Annotated in this window: 29 protein-coding genes and 1 pseudogene; all 30 read right to left on the bottom strand. The window is 62.1% G+C overall.

The genetic code is table 11. The features are described 5' to 3' along the window. Position 1 precedes the first annotated feature (1 nt). Positions 2-1,309 carry a replication-associated recombination protein A gene (locus tag FJ936_RS26165; RefSeq protein ID WP_140619543.1) on the bottom strand — a complete coding sequence of 436 codons (1,308 nt, stop codon included), beginning with the start codon at positions 1,307-1,309 and terminating at the stop codon, positions 2-4. Between the two features lie 143 nt (positions 1,310-1,452). Continuing rightward, positions 1,453-2,946: a DegQ family serine endoprotease gene (locus FJ936_RS26160; RefSeq protein WP_140792842.1), complete on the bottom strand. Its 1,494-nt coding sequence runs from the start codon at positions 2,944-2,946 to the stop codon at positions 1,453-1,455. A gap of 178 nt (positions 2,947-3,124) precedes the next feature. Next, a complete protein-coding gene (gene rplQ / locus FJ936_RS26155; RefSeq protein WP_140792844.1) occupies positions 3,125-3,553 on the bottom strand; it encodes a 50S ribosomal protein L17 in 429 nt (142 codons plus the stop codon). 104 nt (positions 3,554-3,657) lie between these two features. Continuing rightward, the gene (locus FJ936_RS26150) at positions 3,658-4,668 is read right to left on the bottom strand and encodes a DNA-directed RNA polymerase subunit alpha (RefSeq protein ID WP_006205443.1); all 1,011 of its coding nucleotides are present in this window, start codon (positions 4,666-4,668) and stop codon (positions 3,658-3,660) included. A gap of 103 nt (positions 4,669-4,771) precedes the next feature. After that, on the bottom strand, positions 4,772-5,161 hold the full coding sequence (rpsK, locus tag FJ936_RS26145) for a 30S ribosomal protein S11 (protein WP_006205444.1): 390 nt from the start codon (positions 5,159-5,161) through the stop codon (positions 4,772-4,774). 121 nt (positions 5,162-5,282) lie between these two features. Next, positions 5,283-5,651: a 30S ribosomal protein S13 gene (rpsM, locus tag FJ936_RS26140; protein ID WP_006205445.1), complete on the bottom strand. Its 369-nt coding sequence runs from the start codon at positions 5,649-5,651 to the stop codon at positions 5,283-5,285. 199 nt (positions 5,652-5,850) lie between these two features. After that, positions 5,851-6,447 carry an adenylate kinase gene (locus tag FJ936_RS26135; RefSeq protein WP_015317975.1) on the bottom strand — a complete coding sequence of 199 codons (597 nt, stop codon included), beginning with the start codon at positions 6,445-6,447 and terminating at the stop codon, positions 5,851-5,853. Beyond that, the gene (gene secY, locus FJ936_RS26130; protein WP_015317976.1) at positions 6,444-7,784 is read right to left on the bottom strand and encodes a preprotein translocase subunit SecY; all 1,341 of its coding nucleotides are present in this window, start codon (positions 7,782-7,784) and stop codon (positions 6,444-6,446) included. Before secY ends, FJ936_RS26135 begins: the two co-directional genes overlap by 4 nt. A 193-nt stretch (positions 7,785-7,977) precedes the next feature. Beyond that, positions 7,978-8,451, bottom strand: coding sequence for a 50S ribosomal protein L15 (gene rplO, locus FJ936_RS26125; protein ID WP_015317977.1), 474 nt, complete (start codon positions 8,449-8,451; stop codon positions 7,978-7,980). A gap of 22 nt (positions 8,452-8,473) precedes the next feature. After that, entirely contained in the window at positions 8,474-8,671 is a 198-nt protein-coding gene (rpmD, locus tag FJ936_RS26120; protein ID WP_140792846.1) for a 50S ribosomal protein L30, read from the bottom strand. 24 nt (positions 8,672-8,695) lie between these two features. After that, positions 8,696-9,259, bottom strand: coding sequence for a 30S ribosomal protein S5 (gene rpsE / locus FJ936_RS26115; RefSeq protein WP_006333394.1), 564 nt, complete (start codon positions 9,257-9,259; stop codon positions 8,696-8,698). Positions 9,260-9,391: 132 nt separating this feature from the next. Beyond that, positions 9,392-9,751 (bottom strand): 50S ribosomal protein L18, encoded by a 360-nt coding sequence (rplR, locus tag FJ936_RS26110; RefSeq protein ID WP_015317978.1) that lies wholly within the window; start codon positions 9,749-9,751, stop codon positions 9,392-9,394. A gap of 137 nt (positions 9,752-9,888) precedes the next feature. Next, positions 9,889-10,422 carry a 50S ribosomal protein L6 gene (gene rplF, locus FJ936_RS26105; RefSeq protein ID WP_013895694.1) on the bottom strand — a complete coding sequence of 178 codons (534 nt, stop codon included), beginning with the start codon at positions 10,420-10,422 and terminating at the stop codon, positions 9,889-9,891. A gap of 88 nt (positions 10,423-10,510) precedes the next feature. Next, complete coding sequence (gene rpsH / locus FJ936_RS26100; RefSeq protein ID WP_006205453.1) at positions 10,511-10,909, bottom strand: 30S ribosomal protein S8; 399 nt, start codon at positions 10,907-10,909, stop codon at positions 10,511-10,513. A 12-nt stretch (positions 10,910-10,921) separates the two neighbouring features. Continuing rightward, the gene (rpsN, locus tag FJ936_RS26095) at positions 10,922-11,227 is read right to left on the bottom strand and encodes a 30S ribosomal protein S14 (protein ID WP_013895695.1); all 306 of its coding nucleotides are present in this window, start codon (positions 11,225-11,227) and stop codon (positions 10,922-10,924) included. 27 nt (positions 11,228-11,254) lie between these two features. Continuing rightward, a complete protein-coding gene (rplE, locus tag FJ936_RS26090; RefSeq protein WP_023773630.1) occupies positions 11,255-11,833 on the bottom strand; it encodes a 50S ribosomal protein L5 in 579 nt (192 codons plus the stop codon). Next, positions 11,826-12,140, bottom strand: a complete 315-nt coding sequence (gene rplX, locus FJ936_RS26085; RefSeq protein ID WP_015317981.1) for a 50S ribosomal protein L24 — start codon at positions 12,138-12,140, stop codon at positions 11,826-11,828. Before rplX ends, rplE begins: the two co-directional genes overlap by 8 nt. A gap of 12 nt (positions 12,141-12,152) precedes the next feature. Continuing rightward, positions 12,153-12,521 (bottom strand): 50S ribosomal protein L14, encoded by a 369-nt coding sequence (gene rplN, locus FJ936_RS26080; RefSeq protein WP_006205457.1) that lies wholly within the window; start codon positions 12,519-12,521, stop codon positions 12,153-12,155. A gap of 72 nt (positions 12,522-12,593) precedes the next feature. Continuing rightward, on the bottom strand, positions 12,594-12,833 hold the full coding sequence (gene rpsQ, locus FJ936_RS26075) for a 30S ribosomal protein S17 (RefSeq protein ID WP_010909280.1): 240 nt from the start codon (positions 12,831-12,833) through the stop codon (positions 12,594-12,596). A gap of 11 nt (positions 12,834-12,844) precedes the next feature. Further along, on the bottom strand, positions 12,845-13,045 hold the full coding sequence (gene rpmC, locus FJ936_RS26070; protein WP_006205459.1) for a 50S ribosomal protein L29: 201 nt from the start codon (positions 13,043-13,045) through the stop codon (positions 12,845-12,847). Between the two features lie 13 nt (positions 13,046-13,058). Further along, positions 13,059-13,472, bottom strand: coding sequence for a 50S ribosomal protein L16 (rplP, locus tag FJ936_RS26065; RefSeq protein WP_006205460.1), 414 nt, complete (start codon positions 13,470-13,472; stop codon positions 13,059-13,061). Between the two features lie 27 nt (positions 13,473-13,499). Further along, complete coding sequence (gene rpsC / locus FJ936_RS26060) at positions 13,500-14,225, bottom strand: 30S ribosomal protein S3 (protein ID WP_013895697.1); 726 nt, start codon at positions 14,223-14,225, stop codon at positions 13,500-13,502. After that, a complete protein-coding gene (rplV, locus tag FJ936_RS26055) occupies positions 14,225-14,614 on the bottom strand; it encodes a 50S ribosomal protein L22 (RefSeq protein ID WP_010909277.1) in 390 nt (129 codons plus the stop codon). The genes rpsC and rplV overlap by 1 nt, the downstream gene beginning before the upstream one ends. 2 nt (positions 14,615-14,616) lie before the next feature. Then, positions 14,617-14,895, bottom strand: coding sequence for a 30S ribosomal protein S19 (gene rpsS, locus FJ936_RS26050; RefSeq protein ID WP_015317982.1), 279 nt, complete (start codon positions 14,893-14,895; stop codon positions 14,617-14,619). A 16-nt stretch (positions 14,896-14,911) separates the two neighbouring features. Next, positions 14,912-15,745 (bottom strand): 50S ribosomal protein L2, encoded by an 834-nt coding sequence (gene rplB / locus FJ936_RS26045; RefSeq protein WP_015317983.1) that lies wholly within the window; start codon positions 15,743-15,745, stop codon positions 14,912-14,914. A 23-nt stretch (positions 15,746-15,768) separates the two neighbouring features. Next, complete coding sequence (locus FJ936_RS26040; protein ID WP_010909275.1) at positions 15,769-16,062, bottom strand: 50S ribosomal protein L23; 294 nt, start codon at positions 16,060-16,062, stop codon at positions 15,769-15,771. Further along, positions 16,059-16,679 carry a 50S ribosomal protein L4 gene (gene rplD / locus FJ936_RS26035; RefSeq protein ID WP_015317984.1) on the bottom strand — a complete coding sequence of 207 codons (621 nt, stop codon included), beginning with the start codon at positions 16,677-16,679 and terminating at the stop codon, positions 16,059-16,061. Before rplD ends, FJ936_RS26040 begins: the two co-directional genes overlap by 4 nt. Further along, positions 16,679-17,401: a 50S ribosomal protein L3 gene (gene rplC, locus FJ936_RS26030; RefSeq protein WP_015317985.1), complete on the bottom strand. Its 723-nt coding sequence runs from the start codon at positions 17,399-17,401 to the stop codon at positions 16,679-16,681. The genes rplD and rplC overlap by 1 nt, the downstream gene beginning before the upstream one ends. A 61-nt stretch (positions 17,402-17,462) precedes the next feature. Then, positions 17,463-17,771, bottom strand: coding sequence for a 30S ribosomal protein S10 (rpsJ, locus tag FJ936_RS26025; protein WP_010909272.1), 309 nt, complete (start codon positions 17,769-17,771; stop codon positions 17,463-17,465). A 69-nt stretch (positions 17,772-17,840) separates the two neighbouring features. Then, positions 17,841-17,916: pseudogene (locus FJ936_RS26020) on the bottom strand (elongation factor Tu); the annotation flags it as partial.

Below are 17,916 nucleotides of genomic sequence, written 5' to 3'. Positions count from 1 at the left end.
GCTATTCCCGCTCTTTGCGCAGCTTTGCCCAGTAGTCGAGCCGCTTCCTGATGTCGCGCTCGAAACCACGCTCGGGCGGATCGTAGAAGGTCTGGCGGCCCATCTTTTCCGGAAAATAATCCTGGCCTGAAAAGGCATCTGGCTCATCATGGTCGTAGCGGTAGCCGGCGCCGTAATCCTCTTCCTTCATCAGCTTGGTCGGCGCGTTGAGAATGTGCTTCGGCGGCAGCAGCGAGCCATGTTCCTTGGCGGCCCGCGTGGCAGCCTTGAAGGCAGTGTAAACGGCATTGGATTTGGGCGCGGTGGCGAGATAGACGGTGGCCTCGGCAAAGGCGAGTTCGCCCTCCGGAGAGCCGAGATAGTCATAGGCATCCTTGGCCGCGTTGGCGACGACCAGGGCCTGCGGATCGGCCAGACCAATGTCCTCCATCGCCATGCGAACCAGCCGGCGGCCGAGATAGAGCGGATCCTCCCCGGCATCGAACATGCGCGCGAGATAGTAGAGGGCGGCATCGGGATCCGAGCCGCGCACCGACTTGTGCAGGGCCGAGATCAGGTTGTAATGGCCGTCCTGGCCCTTGTCGTAGATCGGCGCACGGCGCTGGACGATGCGCTGAAGCCCTTCGGGATCGAATATCTCGCCCGGCTTGGCCGCGCGCCAGACCTCTTCTGCCAGGGTCAGCGATGCGCGTCCGTCGCCATCGCTCATACGAATGAGCATCGTGCGTGCTTCATCATCAAGCGGCAGCGCCCTGCCCTCCGCCTCCTCCGCCCGCGTCATCAGCTTGGCGATGCTGTCCTCACCCAGCGAATGAAAGACCATGACCCGCGCGCGCGACAACAAGGCCGCGTTGAGTTCGAAGGACGGGTTTTCGGTGGTGGCGCCCACCAGCACGACCGTCCCATCCTCCATGACGGGGAGGAATGAATCCTGCTGGGCGCGGTTGAAACGATGAATCTCGTCGACGAAGAGCAAAGTCTGGCGGCCGTTGGCACGGCGCAGCTTGGCCGCCTCGAACACTTTCTTCAGGTCGGCGACGCCGGAAAAGACCGCCGATATCTGCTCGAATGCAAGGCTGGTCTCGCCGGCAAGCAGCCTCGCCACCGTGGTCTTGCCGGTGCCTGGCGGCCCCCAGAAGATCATCGATCCCAGCGAACCGGAGCCGATCAGCCGAGTCAGCGCGCCATCGGGTCCCGTCAGATGTTCCTGGCCAACGACCTCCCCAAGATTCCTCGGACGCAGCCTGTCGGCCAGCGGCCGTCCGGGCGGCACCTTTTCCGGTTCGTCAACGCTGAACAGATCGGCCATGCACTCCCTCAGAGCAATTCCAGGAAAAATGTGAAGCATTTTCCGTCCGGGATTGCGTCAAAACAAGGATATAGGGCAGGTCGGCGTTTTGGTGAAACGCCGACCTGCTCCAAGTTTGGAGCGCGATCCCTTCAGGGTCGAACTCAGTAACGCAAAACCTGGCGCAGTATCTGCCCGCCGCGCTCGACGGTAAAGCGCCACCAGCGCGTATCCTGCTGGGCTACCTGCGCCAGCACTGCGGCGGTGTCGATGGTGGTGCCGTTGACCTCGCGCACGATGTCGCCTGGCTGAAAGCCGAAATCGGCGGCCGGCGAATCGCGATTGATATCGATCACCGTCACACCCTTGAGGTCGGTACGCAAGCCAAGCTTCTGGGCAAGCCGCGGCGACAGTTCCGAGACCTTCGCGCCCGAGAACGGGCTGCGGCCATGCAGCGTCACTTCCGAGGCTTTTGCCCCCTCCGGCGCGCGCTCCAGCGCAATGTCCATCGCCGCTTGCTGGCCCTTGGTCAGGATCGCGAAATTCGCCTTGGTGCCGATCGACAGCGTCGCCATGCGGTAGTCGAGCGCCTCAATGCTCTCGACCGGCTTGCCATTGATCTGCAGCACGACATCGCCCGGCTTCAGCCCTGCCTTGCCGGCGGGACCCGTCGCGTCGACCGAGGAGACCAGCGCCCCGGTCGGCTTTTCCATGCCCAGCGATTCGGCGATCTGCGGCGTCACCGCTTCGAATTCGGCGCCGATATAGGGCCGCTCGAAGAAATCGAGACCGGCCTTGGCGGCATCGGCGAAAGCCCGCACCATATTGGCGGGGATGGCGAACCCGATGCCGATCGAGCCGCCGCTGCGGCTGTAGATGGCGGTGTTGATGCCGACCAGCTGGCCGCCCATGTTGATCAGCGCGCCGCCGGAATTGCCGGGGTTGATGGCGGCGTCTGTCTGGATGAAATAACCCGAATCCGAAACGCCGATATGGCTGCGGGCAAGCGCGGAAACGATGCCGCTGGTGGTGGTCTGGCCAACACCGAACGGGTTGCCGATGGCCAGCACCAGGTCGCCGACCTCGAGCGCGTCGGAATCCCCGATGGCGATGACCGGGAACGGCTTGTCGGACTCGATCTTGAGCACGGCAAGATCGAGCGTTTCGTCCTTCAGCATCACCTTGCTGGTGAATTCGCGGCCGTCGGCGGTCGCTACCTTGACCTCGTCGGCATCCTTGATGACGTGGAAATTGGTGACGATGACACCGCTCGGATCGACGAGCACGCCCGAGCCGAGCGAAGACTGCGCACGCGGCTGGGCACGGCCGAAGAATTCCTCGAAGAACGGATCGCCTTCGAAAGGCGATGTCACCTTGGCGGTCTGCGAGGCATAGACGTTGACCACCGCGGGTGCCGTTTGCTTGACCAGCGGCGCGAATGAAAGCTGGACCTCCTCGCGGCCGAAAGGCACGCGCTTGTCCGGACCTGAAGTGGCATTCTCGCCTTCGACGCCATGCAGCAAGTCCGTCAACACATCGGAGAGGCCTGGATCGGCGGGCTTGGCGGCGTCTTCGGCCAGCGCCTGCCGAACTGCCGGTGCAGCTGCGAACACCATGAAGGCGCAGAGCAGAACAAGGGACAGTCTTTTGGCGCGCATTACGAATCCTCCAAGCAAGTTCGGGCGCATTGTCCCCACGAATGTGCAAAATGAAAGGCTAAGCCGCTGAAATCCGATTATTTTCGCGGCAGTCAATCGTTTTTGGCACGCCTTGGCGCACGCAGTTATGAAAAAGGGGCCCGCAGGCCCCTCTAATTCACTCCGAAAAGGCGAAGCCTTATGCGGCCGCGGCTTCGTCCGCGCCTTCGGCTTCGATGCGGGCGCGATCGCCGGCGCCCTTGGCCGAGGTGTCGCGATCGACGAACTCGATGACCGCCATCGCGGCATTGTCGCCGTGACGGAAGCCGGCCTTCATGATGCGCAGATAGCCGCCGTTGCGGGTGGCATAGCGCGGGGCGATGGTGTCGAACAGGCGCTTGACGACGCCCTCATTGCCGATCTGCGCGATCACCTGGCGGCGCGCGTGCAGGTCGCCGCGCTTGCCGAGCGTCACCAGCTTCTCGACGATCGGACGCAGGTCCTTCGCCTTCGGCAAGGTGGTGACGATCTGCTCGTGCTCGAGCAGCGACACCGCCAGATTGGCGAACATCGACTTGCGGTGGCTTATGCTGCGGGCGAAGCGGCGGCCTTTGAAACCGTGGCGCATGGCTCTTTTCCTTCTTCAGTTGTTCAAGAGGCCACGGCCTCCGAGGGTTTTCCGCATGACCGTCGGATCGAGCGGCTCACGCCGCCGATCCTTGGAATTCATGCTCAATATTGGTCTTCGTAACGCTTGGCGAGGTCTTCGATGTTTTCCGGCGGCCAGTCCGGCACTTCCATGCCGAGGTGCAGGCCCATCGCCGCCAACACTTCCTTGATCTCGTTGAGCGACTTGCGGCCGAAGTTCGGGGTGCGCAGCATCTCGGCTTCGGTCTTCTGGATGAGATCGCCGATATAGACGATGTTGTCGTTCTTCAGGCAGTTGGCCGATCGCACCGAAAGCTCGAGTTCGTCGACCTTCTTGAGCAGCGCCGGGTTGAAGGCGAGCTCGGTAACGGCTTCGGCGGCGACTTCCTTCTGCGGCTCGTCGAAGTTGACGAACAGGCCAAGCTGGTCCTGCAGGATGCGGGCGGCGAAAGCCACCGCGTCCTCGCCCGAGATCGAACCGTCGGTCTCGATGGTCATGGTCAGCTTGTCATAGTCGAGAACCTGGCCCTCGCGGGTGTTCTCGACCTTGTAGGAGACCTTCTTCACCGGCGAATAGAGGCTGTCGACCGGGATCAGGCCGATCGGCGCGTCCTCGGCGCGGTTGCGCTCGGCAGGCACGTAGCCCTTGCCGGTGTCGACGGTGAATTCCATGCGGATTTCAGCGCCTTCGTCCAGCGTGCAGATGACGTGGTCGGGGTTGAGGATCTCGACGTCGCCAACCGTCTGGATGTCGCCGGCGAGAACCGCACCCGGACCCTGCTTGCGAACGACCATACGCTTGGGGCCGTCGCCTTCCATACGGATGGCGATTTCCTTGATGTTCAGGACGATGTCGGTCACGTCCTCGCGCACGCCGGCGATGGACGAGAATTCATGCAGAACACCGTCGATCTGCACGGCGGTGACGGCCGCCCCGCGCAGCGAAGACAGAAGCACGCGGCGGAGCGCGTTGCCAAGCGTCAGGCCAAAGCCACGCTCGAGCGGCTCGGCGACCAGCGTGGTCAGCGTCTTCTTCTTCGACGAGAACTCGATCTTGTTCGGCTTGATCAGTTCCTGCCAATTTTTCTGGATCATGATGCTTTCCTTCCGTTGACCCGCCACCATCCAATCGTGGCGGGCGACCTGGAATACCGTGGAGGAACGCCCTTGGGCGCTCACGCGGCGTTCGATAAATTGCTTAGACGCGGCGCTTCTTGCGCGGGCGGCAGCCATTGTGCGGGATTGGCGTCACATCACGGATCGAGGTGATGGTGAAGCCGGCCGCCTGCAGGGCGCGCAGCGCCGATTCACGACCGGAGCCCGGTCCGCAGACCTCGACTTCGAGCATGCGCATGCCGTGTTCCTGGGCCTTCTTGGCAACGTCCTCGGCAGCCATCTGGGCGGCGAACGGGGTCGACTTGCGCGAACCCTTGAAGCCCTGGGCACCGGCCGACGACCAGGCAATCGAATTGCCCTGCGCGTCGGTGATGGTGATCATCGTGTTGTTGAAGGTCGAATTGACGTGGGCAACGCCCGACGAAATGTTCTTGCGTTCGCGACGGCGAACACGAGCGGCTTCCTTGGCCATGACAGTCCTTTCAGTTGATCTCTACACCGCCGTAACGCCAGCGGCTCCACCTGGAAAAGTGAATAGTGAATTAGTGAGTAGCGATGACGTCCTTACCACCCACTACCAACACTCACTCTTATTACTTCTTCTTGCCGGCGATCGACTTGGCCGGGCCCTTGCGGGTACGTGCATTGGTGTGCGTGCGCTGGCCGCGAACCGGCAGCGAGCGGCGGTGACGCAGGCCGCGGTAGCAGCCAAGGTCCATGAGCCGCTTGATGTTCATCGACACTTCGCGGCGCAGGTCGCCTTCGACCTGATAGTCGCGGTCGATGGTCTCGCGGATCTGCAGCACCTCCGCATCGGTCAGCTGGTTGACGCGGCGCTCGGCCGGGATGCCGACCTTGTCGACGATCTCCTGGGCGAACTTCTTGCCAATGCCGTGAATGTACTGAAGCGCGATGACGACGCGCTTGTTGGTCGGAATGTTGACGCCGGCTATACGAGCCATATCTTCTCTTCTCCATGTGGGCCGGACAAGCCGGCATTATTCAGATTGCCCCGCGTCCGGTGGAGGCCGGCCCTTGCGGGAGTTTCCAGTTCAAAGCGACTGCCCTGCCCTTGCGGACAGGCAAAGCGCGCATCTGATAGGAAGACGGGCCGCCATACCGCAGCAAGTCGTCTCCGTCAAGCTTAATCTTTAAATTCCCTTACCGCGCCTTCTCGGCCGCGGCGAGCACGGCTTCAATCTCGGCCGTTACCGCGTCGATACTGGCCATGCCGTCCACAGTCTTGAGCTTGCCCTTGGCGTAATAGTAGCCGGTCAGCGGAGCGGTCTTCTTGTAGTACTCCCGCAGCCGCTCTTCGAACACGGCGGGATTGTCGTCCTTGCGCACCGGCTGGCCGGCGGCCTTTGCATCATCGGCGCGCTTGACGATTCGACCAACCAGGGCCCTGTCGTCGACAACCAGTTCGATGACGGTGTCGAGACCAATGCCACGCTCTGAAAGCATCGATTCAACCGCATCCGCCTGCACCAGCGTGCGCGGATAGCCGTCGAGGATAAAACCCTTGGCGCAGTCAGCCTGATCGATACGCTCGGCGACGATGGCGTTGACGATGGCGTCGGACACCAGCTCGCCGGCATCCATCACCGCCTTGGCACGCTTGCCGACCTCGGTACCGGCCTGAACGGCGGCACGCAGCATATCACCCGTCGAGAGCTGGGGTATGCCGTGTTTTTCTACCAGTCTTTGTGCTTGTGTCCCCTTGCCCGCTCCTGGCGGCCCAAGCAAAATCAACCTCATCTGGCTTTCTTCCCCCCGCGCAGCTTCGACTTCTTGATCAGGCCTTCATACTGGTGCGCGATCAGGTGACCCTGAATCTGCGCAACCGTATCGAGCGTGACACTGACCACGATCAGAAGCGATGTGCCACCGAGGTAGAATGGTACGCCAGTCGCCGAGATCAGGAACTCCGGCAGCAGGCACACCAGCACCAGGTAGATGGCGCCGACGACGGTGATGCGGGTGAGAACGTAGTCGATGTAATCGGCGGTGCGCTCGCCCGGACGATAGCCAGGGATGAACCCCGAATGCTTCTTGAGCTGGTCGGCGGTATCCTTCGGGTTGAACACGATCGCTGTGTAGAAGAAGGCGAAGAACACGATCATCGCCGCATAGAATGCCATGTAGAGCGGCTGGCCGTGGCCAAGCGAGGCCAGGATGGTGCTGGCCCAGGCCGGCATGTTGGTGGTCTGCGAGAAGCCGGCGACGGTGGCCGGCAGTAGAAGCAGCGACGACGCGAAGATCGGCGGGATGACCCCCGAGGTGTTGAGCTTAAGCGGCAGATGCGAGGTATCGCCCTGGAACATGCGGTTGCCGACCTGGCGCTTCGGATACTGGATCAGCAGGCGGCGCTGGGCGCGCTCGAAGAACACGATAAGCGCTATGACGACGATGGCCAGCACGATGATCGCCAGGATCAGGCCGGTCGACAGGGCGCCGGTACGGCCGAGTTCCAGTGTGCCGGAAATGGCATGCGGCAAGCCGGCGACGATGCCGGAGAAGATGATCAGCGAAATGCCGTTGCCGATGCCGCGCGCGGTGATCTGCTCGCCCAGCCACATCAGGAACATGGTGCCGCCGACCAGCGTGACGACGGTGGAGATGCGGAAGAACATGCCGGGATCGCTGACGATGCCGTTGCCGTTCTCCAGTCCCACCGAAATGCCATAGGCCTGCACCAGCGCCAGGAGCACGGTGCCGTAGCGCGTGTACTGGTTGATGACCTTGCGGCCCTGCTCGCCTTCCTTCTTCAGCGCTTCCAGCGAGGGAATGACCGAGGTCATCAGCTGCATGATGATGGAAGCGGAGATGTAGGGCATGATGCCGAGTGCAAAGATCGCCATGCGCTGCACGGCACCGCCGGCGAACATGTTGAACATGCCGAGCACGCCCTTGCTCTGCGAGGAGAAGGCCTGGGCGAAAGCGTCGGGATTGATGCCGGGAAGCGGGATGTAGGTGCCGAGGCGATAGACGAGCAACGCGCCGATGGTGAACCAGATGCGTTTCTTAAGGTCCTCCGCCTTGGCGAAGGCCGAGAAATTCAGATTCGAGGCTAGTTGTTCAGCAGCCGAAGCCATGCCTGATTCTCCGCTTGGTAACGCTTGATGGCCCGTGAGGTCAGGCGGTGCGTTTCACCGAAGCTCACGAGATAAGCTCCGGGCTGTAAACATGCAAGCGGCCGCGTCGACGCGGCCGCTAAATTGAGTAGGTCAAAGCGCGATCGGAAGCAAAAACGGATACCACTCTTGCCGACCGCTCTTCAAATTGCCGTTACTCGGCGGCTGCCTTTTCCGGCAGCTTGACCGAACCGCCGGCCTTTTCGATCTTCTCGATCGCGGCCTTGGAGGCGCCGGCGACGTCGAAGGCGAGCTTGGCCTTGAGTTCGCCATCGGACAGCACGCGCACGCCATCCTTGACGCGACGGATGACGCCGGCGGCGACAAGCGCCTCGGCCGTCACGGTCGCCTTGACGTCAAGCTTCTTGGCATCGACGGCTTCCTGGATACGGGCCAGCGAGACGACGGTGAAGCTCTTGGCGAAGATGTTGTTGAAGCCACGCTTCGGCAGACGCCTGTAGAGCGGCATCTGGCCACCCTCGAAGCCGTTGACGGCGACGCCGGAGCGCGCCTTCTGGCCCTTGACGCCGCGACCGGCGGTTTTGCCCGAGCCGGAGCCGATGCCGCGGCCGAGGCGCTTCTTGGAGTGCGTCGCGCCGTCCTTGTCACGCAGATCATTGAGTTTCATCTGGGTTCTCCTGCGCTCTTGCTCAGCCCTCGTCCACGACGCGGACGAGATGCTGGACGGCAGCGATCATGCCGCGCACGGAAGGCGTATCTTCCAGCGTGCGCTGCTTGTGCATCTTGTTGAGGCCGAGGCCGACCAGCGTTGCGCGCTGTTCCTTCGGGCGGCGGATCGGCGAACCGATCTGCTCAACGATGATGGTCTTGGTTGCTTTCTTGGCCATGGTCAAAATCCCTGGTCAGATCGACTATTCTTCAGCCGCCACGGCGGTGCCGCGGCGGGCCTGAAGGGTCGAATACTTGATGCCACGCGCGGCAGCCACATCCTTGGGATGCATCTGGCTCTTCAGCGCGTCGAAGGTGGCGCGAACCATGTTGTACGGGTTCGACGAACCCATCGACTTGGCAACCACGTCGTGCATGCCGAGCGTCTCGAAGACGGCGCGCATCGGGCCGCCGGCGATGATGCCGGTACCCTGCTTGGCAGCGCGCAGCAGAACACGGCCAGCGCCCCAACGTCCCTCGACGTCATGGTGCAGCGTGCGGCCCGAGCGCAACGGCACGAAGATCATGTCGCGCTTTGCGGATTCAGTTGCCTTGCGGATAGCTTCCGGCACTTCGCGCGCCTTGCCGTGACCAAAGCCAACGCGGCCCTTCTGGTCCCCGACGACGACGAGCGCGGCAAAACCAAAGCGACGGCCGCCCTTGACGACCTTGGCGACGCGGTTGATGTGGACAAGCTTGTCCACCATGCCGTCATCGCGTTCTTCACGATCGCGGCCGCGGCCGCCATCCCTACGTTCCTGTGCCATATCCTGTTCCTTGTTCTTTTCCGGAAGCACGGGTTGCTGATTGCCGGCGCCGCTTTGGGTCGCCGACGGTGAAAATCATTTCTTCCTTTGCATGATCTTATCCGAAAAGTCTGCAACTTTTCGGGGTCATGCTTAGAAGCTGAGACCGCCTTCGCGGGCCGCTTCAGCCAGCGCCTTGACGCGGCCGTGATAGATATAGGCGCCGCGATCGAAGACGACTTCCTTGACGCCAGCCTTGGTGGCGCGCTCGGCGATCAGCTTGCCGATCGCAGCGGCGGCAGCGGTGTCGGCGCCGGTCTTGAGCGAACCCTTGAGATCCTTCTCGAGCGTCGAGGCGGCGGCAATGGTGTGGCCCTTGGCGTCGTCGATGACCTGAACGTAGATGTTCTTAGACGTGCGATGAACCGACAGACGCGGACGCTCGCCGGCGACTTTCTTGATCTGACGGCGCACGCGCTGCGCGCGGCGCTGGATGGATTCCTTGATAGCCATGATAGTTCCTTGCCTTCAAAAAACGGGGGCCGCCATATGCGGTAGGCGAAGCGCCTCCCGCGACCGCTCCCCGCGGCGTTAACTTCCGTGGCTTGGTCCCTGTCCGAAAAGTCTGCAACTTTTCAGGACCAAGCCGATTACTTCTTCTTGCCTTCCTTGCGGACGATCTTCTCGCCAGCGTAGCGGACGCCCTTGCCCTTGTAGGGCTCGGGACCGCGGTATTCGCGGATCTCCGCTGCGACCTGGCCGACCTGCTGCTTGTCGATGCCGGCCACGGTGATTTCGGTCGGCTTCGGCACGGTGATCGTGATGCCGGCCGGCGTCTCGTAGACGACATCATGGCTGAAGCCAAGGGCCAGTTGCAGGTTCTTGCCCTGCAAGGCGGCGCGATAGCCGACGCCGGTGATCTCGAGCTTCTTCTCGAAACCGTCCTTCACGCCCTGCAGGATGTTGACGATCTGCGTGCGCGACATGCCCCACTTGGAGCGGGCGGTCTTGGTCTGGTCGCGCGGCTGGACAGCGATTTCGCTGCCCTCCATCTTGACCAGGACTTCGTCGTTCACCACGAACTTCAGCTCGCCCTTGGGGCCCTTCGCCGTCACGGTCTGGCCATTGACGGTCGCGGTCACGCCCTGCGGCAGCGAAACGGGTTTCTTTCCAATACGAGACATCAGGTTGTCCTCGTCACTTCTCTTGTTTCAGGTCTCTGTCTTCGGGAACGATCCGAAGACCGAATTCCACGTGCGGTAAGCTGCCGGATCAGAAGATCTGGCAGAGGATCTCGCCGCCGACGTTCTGTTCGCGTGCTTCATGGTCGGCCATCACGCCCTTCGGTGTCGAAAGGATGGCAATGCCGAGGCCATTGGCAACGTGCGGGATCGACTTGGCCGAGACGTAAACGCGGCGGCCGGGCTTCGAAACGCGGGCGATTTCGCGCACGACCGGGGCACCGTCGAAATACTTCAGCTCGATTTCGATCTCGGACTTGCCGTTGTCGAAATCGGTCTGGCTGTAATCGCGGATATAGCCTTCAGCCTTCAGCACGTCGAGGACGCGGGTGCGCAGACGCGAGGCCGGCGTCGAGACGCTCGACTTCTTGCGGCCATAGGCGTTGCGGATGCGGGTCAGCATATCGCCGAGAGGATCGCTCAATGACATGTTATGTCCTCCTTACCAGCTCGACTTGACCAGGCCCGGGATCTGGCCGTTATTGCCGAGGTCCCGAAGCGCGATGCGCGATACTTTGAGCTTGCGATAGTAGGCGCGCGGGCGGCCGGTGACTTCGCAGCGGTTGCGGATGCGGATTTTGGCCGAGTTGCGCGGCATGGCGGCAAGCTTGAGCTGAGCGCGGAAGCGCTCTTCCATCGGCTTGGATTGATCCATGATGATCGCCTTGAGCGCAGCGCGCTTGGGACCGTACTGGTCGGCAAGCTTGCGGCGCCTGTTGTTCTTCTCGACTGAGCTGGTCTTTGCCATTTCAGATTTTTCCTTTTCTCGCTGCCGTTACTGGCGGAAGGGGAAGTTGAAAGCCTTGAGCAAAGCCCTGGCTTCGTCGTCCGTCTTCGCAGTCGTACAAACGATGACGTCCATGCCCCAGATCTGATCAACCTTGTCGTAGTTGATCTCCGGGAACACGATGTGCTCCTTGATGCCCATGGCATAGTTGCCACGGCCATCGAAGCTCTTGGGGTTCAGTCCGCGGAAGTCGCGGACGCGCGGCAGCGCGATGTTCACGAGGCGGTCGAGGAACTCGTACATGCGTTCCTTGCGCAGCGTGACCTTGGCGCCGATCGGCATCTTCTCGCGAACCTTGAAGCCCGCGATCGAATTGCGGGCGCGGGTGACGACGGCCTTCTGGCCGGCGATCATCGCCAGGTCCTCGGCCGCGACCGAAGGCTTCTTCGAATCGGCGGTCGCTTCGCCCACACCCATGTTCAGCACGATCTTGTCGAGGCGCGGAACCTGCATCTCGTTGTCGTAGCCGAACTGCTCCTGCAGCGCCTTGCGGATGGTCTCGTTGTAGACCTGCTTGAGACGCGGCGTGTTGTTGGCAGTCGCCTGCTTGGTTTGAGCCTTAGCCATTGATGACTTCTCCCGAGCGCTTGGCGACGCGCACCTTCTTGCCGTCCTTCTGGAAGACGAAACCGACGCGGGTCGGCTTGCCATCCTTCGGGTCGGCCAGCGCGATGTTCGACAGCTGGATCGGCGCTTCCTTGGTGATGATCCCGCCCTCTTGGGACTGGGACTGCTTCTGGTGACGACGGATCATGTTGACGCCGCGCACCAGCGCGGTGTCATCCTTCGGCTGAACCGAGAGGACTTCGCCCGAACGGCCCTTGTCCTTGCCGGCCAGCACGACGACCTTGTCGCCTTTTCTAATCTTTTGCATTGGTCCGGCTCCTTACAGCACTTCAGGCGCGAGCGAGATGATCTTCATGTGGTTCTTGGCGCGAAGTTCGCGCGGAACCGGTCCGAAGATACGCGTGCCGATCGGCTCTTTCTTGTTGTCGACAAGAACGGCCGCGTTCTTGTCGAAACGGATCACGCTGCCGTCCGGGCGGCGGATGTCCTTGGCCGTGCGAACCACGACCGCCTTCATCACATCGCCCTTCTTAACGCGGCCGCGCGGAATGGCTTCCTTGATCGACACCACGATGATGTCGCCCACGGAAGCGTATTTCCGCTTCGAGCCGCCCAGCACCTTGATGCACATGACACGACGCGCGCCGGAATTATCCGCCACGTCGAGGTTTGTTTGCATCTGAATCATGACTGGCCGCCTTCTTCTTTTCTAACGGGATGGGCTCGAAGCCCCTCCCCGGTCTGTCCAAAATTCGTTTGTTTACGCCTGATCCGAGGATACGACGATCCAGCGCTTATCCTTGGAAATCGGCTTCGATTCCTGGATGAACACCTGATCGCCGACCTTGTGGGCGTTGTTCTCGTCGTGCGCCTTGTACTTCTTGGTCATGCGCACGGTCTTCTTCATCACGGGATGCGTGAAGCGCCGTTCGACCTTGACGACAACCGTCTTCTCGTTCTTGTCGCTGACGACGGTGCCCTGCAGAATGCGCTTTGGCATGGTTTTCGTCCTTAAGCCTTCTTGGCCGCGGACTTTTCCGCAGCGATGGTCTTGATACGCGCAATGTCCTTGCGGACCTGCCTCACGCGCGCGGTCTTCTCGAGCTGGCCGGTGGCCTTCTGGAAGCGCAGGTTGAACTGCTCCTTCTTCAGGCTGGCCAGGTCGTCGGTCAGCTGGTCCTGGGTCTTGGTCCGGATGTCTTCGGCTTTCATGATCAGCCCGTCCTTATTCTGCGATGCGCTGTACGAAGCGCGTCCTGACCGAGAGCTTGGCCGCGCCGAGACGCAGCGCCTCACGGGCGGTTTCTTCATTGACGCCGTCGATCTCGAACATGATGCGGCCCGGCTTGACGCGCGCCGCCCAGTAATCGACCGCGCCCTTGCCCTTGCCCATGCGGACTTCGGTCGGCTTCGACGTGACCGGCACGTCCGGGAAAATGCGGATCCAGACGCGGCCGGCACGCTTCATTTCGCGAGTGATCGCGCGGCGGGCCGCCTCGATCTCACGCGCGGTGACGCGGTTCGGCTCAAGCGCCTTCAGCCCGAAACCACCGAAATCCAGGTTGGTGCCGCCCTTTGCGGTACCATGGATACGGCCCTTGAACTGCTTGCGGAACTTTGTGCGCTTTGGCTGCAGCATCGTTCTAACTCCAAATTCCTAAATGTCTCAGGCGTTTTCGCGACGACGACCGCGTTCGCGATCACCACCACCGCCATGCGCGGCATCACCCTCGGTCGCGCGGCGTTCCGAAGCCATCGGATCGTGCTCGAGGATCTCGCCCTTGAATACCCAGACCTTGACGCCGCAGATGCCATACGCCGTATTCGCCTCGGCCGTGCCGTAGTCGACATCGGCGCGCAGCGTATGCAGCGGCACGCGACCTTCACGGTACCATTCCATGCGCGCGATCTCGGCGCCGCCAAGACGGCCGGCGCAGTTGATGCGGATGCCTTCGGCACCGAGGCGCATGGCCGACTGCACGGCACGCTTCATGGCGCGGCGGAACGCGATACGGCGCTCGAGCTGCTGGGCGATCGACTGGGCGACCAGGGTCGCGTCGATTTCCGGCTTGCGCACTTCAACGATGTTGAGGTGCGTCTCGGACTTCGTCATCTCCATCAGCTTCTTGCGAAGCTTCTCGATGTCGGCGCCCTTCTTGCCGATGATCAGACCCGGGCGCGCGGCATGGATAGTGACGCGGCACTTCTTGTGCGGCCGCTCGATCACGACCTTCGAGATCGCGGCCTGCTTGAGTTCCTTCTCAAGATACTTGCGGATCTTGATGTCCTCATGCAGCAGCTTGCCGTACTCGCCGGTGTTCGCGAACCAGCGCGAATCCCAGGTGCGGTTGATGCCGAGGCGAAGACCGATCGGATTGACTTTCTGGCCCATTATGCGGCCTCCCCTTTTTCTTCGACTTCACGAACGACGATCGTGAGGTGCGAGAACGGCTTCTCGATACGGCTGGCGCGACCACGGCCACGAGCGTGGAACCGCTTCATGACGATCGACTTGCCGACATAGGCTTCCGCCACCACCAGCGCATCGACATCGAGGTCGTGGTTGTTTTCCGCGTTGGCGATTGCCGATTCCAGCGTCTTCTTGACCGTGCCGGAAATCCGCTTGGCCGAGAATTCGAGATCGGAAAGCGCTGTCGCGACCTTCTTGCCGCGGATCAGCGCGGCAACCAGGTTCAGCTTCTGCGGGCTGATACGGATCGTGCGCAACACGGCGCGCGCTTCGTTGTCAGCAAGCCTGCGCGGAGCTTTGGCCTTGCCCATGATTATTTCCTCTTCGCCTTCTTATCCGCGCCGTGACCGTAATAGGTCCGGGTCGGAGCGAATTCACCGAACTTGTGACCGACCATGTCCTCGTTCACCGAAACGGGAACATGCTTCTGGCCGTTGTAGACACCGAAGGTGAGGCCGACGAACTGCGGCAGGATGGTGGAGCGACGGCTCCACATCTTGATCACCTCATTGCGACCGCCTTCACGAACCTTGTCCACCTTCTTGAGAAGGTAGCCGTCGATGAAGGGGCCTTTCCAAATAGAACGAGTCACTTGGCGTTACCTCTTCTTAGCTCTTGCGCTGATGGCGCGAGCGCAGGATGAACTTGTCGGTCGCCTTGTTGGACCGCGTCTTCTTGCCCTTGGTCGGCTTGCCCCACGGGCTGACCGGATGACGGCCACCGGAGGTGCGGCCTTCACCACCGCCATGCGGGTGGTCGACCGGGTTCATGGTCACGCCGCGATTGTGCGGACGCTTGCCACGCCAAACCGTGCGGCCGGCCTTGCCGTCGTTGATGTTGCCGTGGTCCGGATTGGACACGGCACCGACGGTGGCCATGCAGGAGCCGTGAACGACACGCTGCTCGCCCGAGTTGAGGCGCAGGATCGCCATGCCCTGGTCACGGCCGACCAACTGGCCGTAACCACCTGCCGACCGGGCGACCTGGGCGCCCTTGCCCGGCTTCAGCTCGATGTTGTGGACGATGGTGCCGACCGGCATCGAGGCCAGCGGCATCGCATTGCCCGGCTTAACGTCGACCGCTTCGCCAGCCACGATCTTGTCGCCGGGAGCCAGACGCTGCGGAGCGATGATGTAGGACAGCTCACCATCATCATACTTGATCAGTGCGATGAAGGCCGTGCGGTTCGGATCGTATTCAATGCGCTCGACCGTGCCGACAACGTCGAACTTGCGACGCTTGAAGTCGATGATGCGGTACGAACGCTTGTGGCCACCACCGATGAAGCGGGCGGTGATACGGCCGTGGTTGTTGCGGCCGCCCGACTTGGTCAGACCCTCGGTCAGGCCCTTCACGGGCTTGCCCTTGTAGAGGCCCGAGCGGTCGACGATGACCAGCTGGCGGGTGCTCGGCGTTACCGGGTTGAATTTTTTCAGTGCCATTGTTGTTGTCCTCGCGGCCTTGCTCAGAGACCCGTCGCGACGTCGATCGACTGGCCGTCGGCCAGCGTCACGATCGCCTTCTTGACGTCGCTCTGGCGGCCGATCGTGCCGCGGAAGCGCTTGATCTTGCCCTTGCGGACAAGCGTGTTCACGGCCATCACCTTGACGCCGAACAGCGCTTCGACGGCGGCCTTGATTTCGGGCTTCGACGCCTTCTTGGCGACGTTGAAGACGACCTGGTTCTGCTCGGAGGCCATGGTCGACTTTTCAGTGATCGCCGGCGAGACGATCACGTCGTAGTGACGAAGGTCGGTCATTTAAAGCGCTCCTCGAGAGCCTCGACGGCGGCCTTCGAAAGGACCAGCGTGCCGCGGCGCAGAATGTCGTAGACGTTGATGCCCTGGATGGGCAGCACGTCGATGTTGGGGATGTTGGTGGCTGCCAGCTTGAAGTTCTTGTCAAGCTCGGCGCCGCCAATCACCAGGGCGTTGGTCAGGCCCAGCGTCGCGAAATTCGCGATCAGCGCCTTGGTCTTGGCCTCGGTCAGCTTCAGCTCGTCGATGATGATGATCGACGCGCTCTTGGCCTTGGCCGAAAGGGCATGCTTGAGGCCGAGCGCACGAACCTTCTTGGGCAGTTCATGCTCATGGCTGCGAACGACCGGGCCGTGGGCCTTGCCGCCGCCGCGGAACTGCGGAGCGCGTGCGGAGTGGTGACGGGCGCGGCCCGTACCCTTCTGCTTGTACATCTTGGCACCGGTGCGCGCGATTTCGGCGCGGCCCTTGGCCTTGTGCGTGCCCTGCTGCTTCTTGGCAAGCTGCCAGCGCACGACGCGCTGCAGGATGTCCTCGCGCGGATCAAGGCCGAAAATTCCGTCGGAAAGTTCCACCTTGCCGGCGTCTTTGCCGCCGAGCGTTGTGATCTTGAGATCCATTATTCCGCTCCCTCTGTGGCCGGAGCCTCGTTCTTAGCAGCTGCCGCAACGGCGCGGATCGCGGCGGGCTTCGGCGCATTGGCCGGCAGTGCCACCTTGGCCGCGTCGCGGACCAAGATCCAGGCGCCCTTCGATCCGGGAACCGCACCGCGGATCAGGATCAGGCCGCGGTCGGCATCGGTCGAAACGACCTCGACATTCTGTGTCGTCACGCGGGTGTCGCCCATGTGACCAGCCATATGCTTGCCCTTGAACACCTTGCCCGGGTCCTGGCGCTGACCGGTCGAGCCGTGTGTACGGTGCGAGACCGAGTTACCGTGGGTCGCGCGGCCACCACCCATGTGGTGGCGCTTGATGACGCCCTGGAAACCCTTGCCGATCGTCGTGCCCGTCACATCGACCTTCTGGCCGGCGACAAAATGGTCGACGGTGATCTCGGCGCCGACGTCGATCATATTGTCGGCGGAGACGCGGAACTCGGCGACCTTCGCCTTCGGCTCGACGGAGGCGGTCGCGAAATGGCCGCGCATCGCCTTCGACGTGTTCTTCACCTTGGCGAGGCCAACGCCGAGCTGAACGGCGGTGTAGCCATTCTTCTCCTGCGTGCGCTGTGCCACGACCTGGCAGTTCTCCATCTGGAGAACGGTGACGGGAACATGTTCCCCGGCATCATTATAGATGCGGGTCATTCCCACCTTCTTTGCAATCACACCTGAACGCATCGGTTCAATTCCTTTAGAGTTCCGGGCCAGGGGCACCGCCCCTTACCGCGCTCTCATTCCCTTAGAGCTTGATCTCGACGTCGACGCCGGCGGCCAGATCGAGCTTCATCAAAGCATCGACCGTCTGCGGGGTCGGATCGACGATGTCGAGCAGACGCTTGTGCGTGCGCATCTCGAACTGCTCGCGGCTCTTCTTGTCGACGTGGGGCGACCGGTTGACCGTGAACTTTTCGATCCGCGTCGGCAGCGGAATGGGGCCGCGGACGTTTGCCCCGGTGCGCTTGGCCGTCGACACGATTTCCTTCGTCGAGGCGTCAAGCACGCGGTGATCAAACGCCTTCAGGCGGATGCGGATATTCTGTCCGTTCATGCGTCACTTCCTTGTTCTGGCGCGGCGCGGGCAACTCCGGCGCCCGCGACAGATCGGTTTAAGTCCAAATTACTCTTTGATGGTGACGACGATGCCGGCACCGACGGTGCGGCCGCCTTCACGGATGGCGAAGCGCAGCTTCTCT

Source organism: Mesorhizobium sp. B2-4-13 (genome assembly GCF_006658535.1).
Classification (GTDB): domain Bacteria; phylum Pseudomonadota; class Alphaproteobacteria; order Rhizobiales; family Rhizobiaceae; genus Mesorhizobium; species Mesorhizobium australicum.
This window is presented reverse-complemented; position numbering and strand designations above follow the sequence as displayed.

Coding starts and splice junctions, on each gene's coding strand:
- FJ936_RS26165 (WP_140619543.1), bottom strand. CDS start 1,309: ATGGCCGATCTGTTCAGCGTTGACGAACCGGAAAAGGTGCCGCCCGGA.
- FJ936_RS26160 (WP_140792842.1), bottom strand. CDS start 2,946: ATGCGCGCCAAAAGACTGTCCCTTGTTCTGCTCTGCGCCTTCATGGTG.
- rplQ (WP_140792844.1), bottom strand. CDS start 3,553: ATGCGCCACGGTTTCAAAGGCCGCCGCTTCGCCCGCAGCATAAGCCAC.
- FJ936_RS26150 (WP_006205443.1), bottom strand. CDS start 4,668: ATGATCCAGAAAAATTGGCAGGAACTGATCAAGCCGAACAAGATCGAG.
- rpsK (WP_006205444.1), bottom strand. CDS start 5,161: ATGGCCAAGGAAGCCGCTCGTGTTCGCCGTCGCGAACGCAAGAACATT.
- rpsM (WP_006205445.1), bottom strand. CDS start 5,651: ATGGCTCGTATAGCCGGCGTCAACATTCCGACCAACAAGCGCGTCGTC.
- FJ936_RS26135 (WP_015317975.1), bottom strand. CDS start 6,447: ATGAGGTTGATTTTGCTTGGGCCGCCAGGAGCGGGCAAGGGGACACAA.
- secY (WP_015317976.1), bottom strand. CDS start 7,784: ATGGCTTCGGCTGCTGAACAACTAGCCTCGAATCTGAATTTCTCGGCC.
- rplO (WP_015317977.1), bottom strand. CDS start 8,451: ATGAAACTCAATGATCTGCGTGACAAGGACGGCGCGACGCACTCCAAG.
- rpmD (WP_140792846.1), bottom strand. CDS start 8,671: ATGGCCAAGAAAGCAACCAAGACCATCATCGTTGAGCAGATCGGTTCG.
- rpsE (WP_006333394.1), bottom strand. CDS start 9,259: ATGGCACAGGAACGTAGGGATGGCGGCCGCGGCCGCGATCGTGAAGAA.
- rplR (WP_015317978.1), bottom strand. CDS start 9,751: ATGGCTATCAAGGAATCCATCCAGCGCCGCGCGCAGCGCGTGCGCCGT.
- rplF (WP_013895694.1), bottom strand. CDS start 10,422: ATGTCTCGTATTGGAAAGAAACCCGTTTCGCTGCCGCAGGGCGTGACC.
- rpsH (WP_006205453.1), bottom strand. CDS start 10,909: ATGTCATTGAGCGATCCTCTCGGCGATATGCTGACCCGCATCCGCAAC.
- rpsN (WP_013895695.1), bottom strand. CDS start 11,227: ATGGCAAAGACCAGCTCAGTCGAGAAGAACAACAGGCGCCGCAAGCTT.
- rplE (WP_023773630.1), bottom strand. CDS start 11,833: ATGGCTAAGGCTCAAACCAAGCAGGCGACTGCCAACAACACGCCGCGT.
- rplX (WP_015317981.1), bottom strand. CDS start 12,140: ATGCAAAAGATTAGAAAAGGCGACAAGGTCGTCGTGCTGGCCGGCAAG.
- rplN (WP_006205457.1), bottom strand. CDS start 12,521: ATGATTCAGATGCAAACAAACCTCGACGTGGCGGATAATTCCGGCGCG.
- rpsQ (WP_010909280.1), bottom strand. CDS start 12,833: ATGCCAAAGCGCATTCTGCAGGGCACCGTCGTCAGCGACAAGAACGAG.
- rpmC (WP_006205459.1), bottom strand. CDS start 13,045: ATGAAAGCCGAAGACATCCGGACCAAGACCCAGGACCAGCTGACCGAC.
- rplP (WP_006205460.1), bottom strand. CDS start 13,472: ATGCTGCAGCCAAAGCGCACAAAGTTCCGCAAGCAGTTCAAGGGCCGT.
- rpsC (WP_013895697.1), bottom strand. CDS start 14,225: ATGGGCCAGAAAGTCAATCCGATCGGTCTTCGCCTCGGCATCAACCGC.
- rplV (WP_010909277.1), bottom strand. CDS start 14,614: ATGGGCAAGGCCAAAGCTCCGCGCAGGCTTGCTGACAACGAAGCGCGC.
- rplB (WP_015317983.1), bottom strand. CDS start 15,745: ATGGCACTGAAAAAATTCAACCCGGTAACGCCGAGCACCCGCCAGCTG.
- FJ936_RS26040 (WP_010909275.1), bottom strand. CDS start 16,062: ATGACCGACCTTCGTCACTACGACGTGATCGTCTCGCCGGCGATCACT.
- rplD (WP_015317984.1), bottom strand. CDS start 16,679: ATGGATCTCAAGATCACAACGCTCGGCGGCAAAGACGCCGGCAAGGTG.
- rplC (WP_015317985.1), bottom strand. CDS start 17,401: ATGCGTTCAGGTGTGATTGCAAAGAAGGTGGGAATGACCCGCATCTAT.
- rpsJ (WP_010909272.1), bottom strand. CDS start 17,771: ATGAACGGACAGAATATCCGCATCCGCCTGAAGGCGTTTGATCACCGC.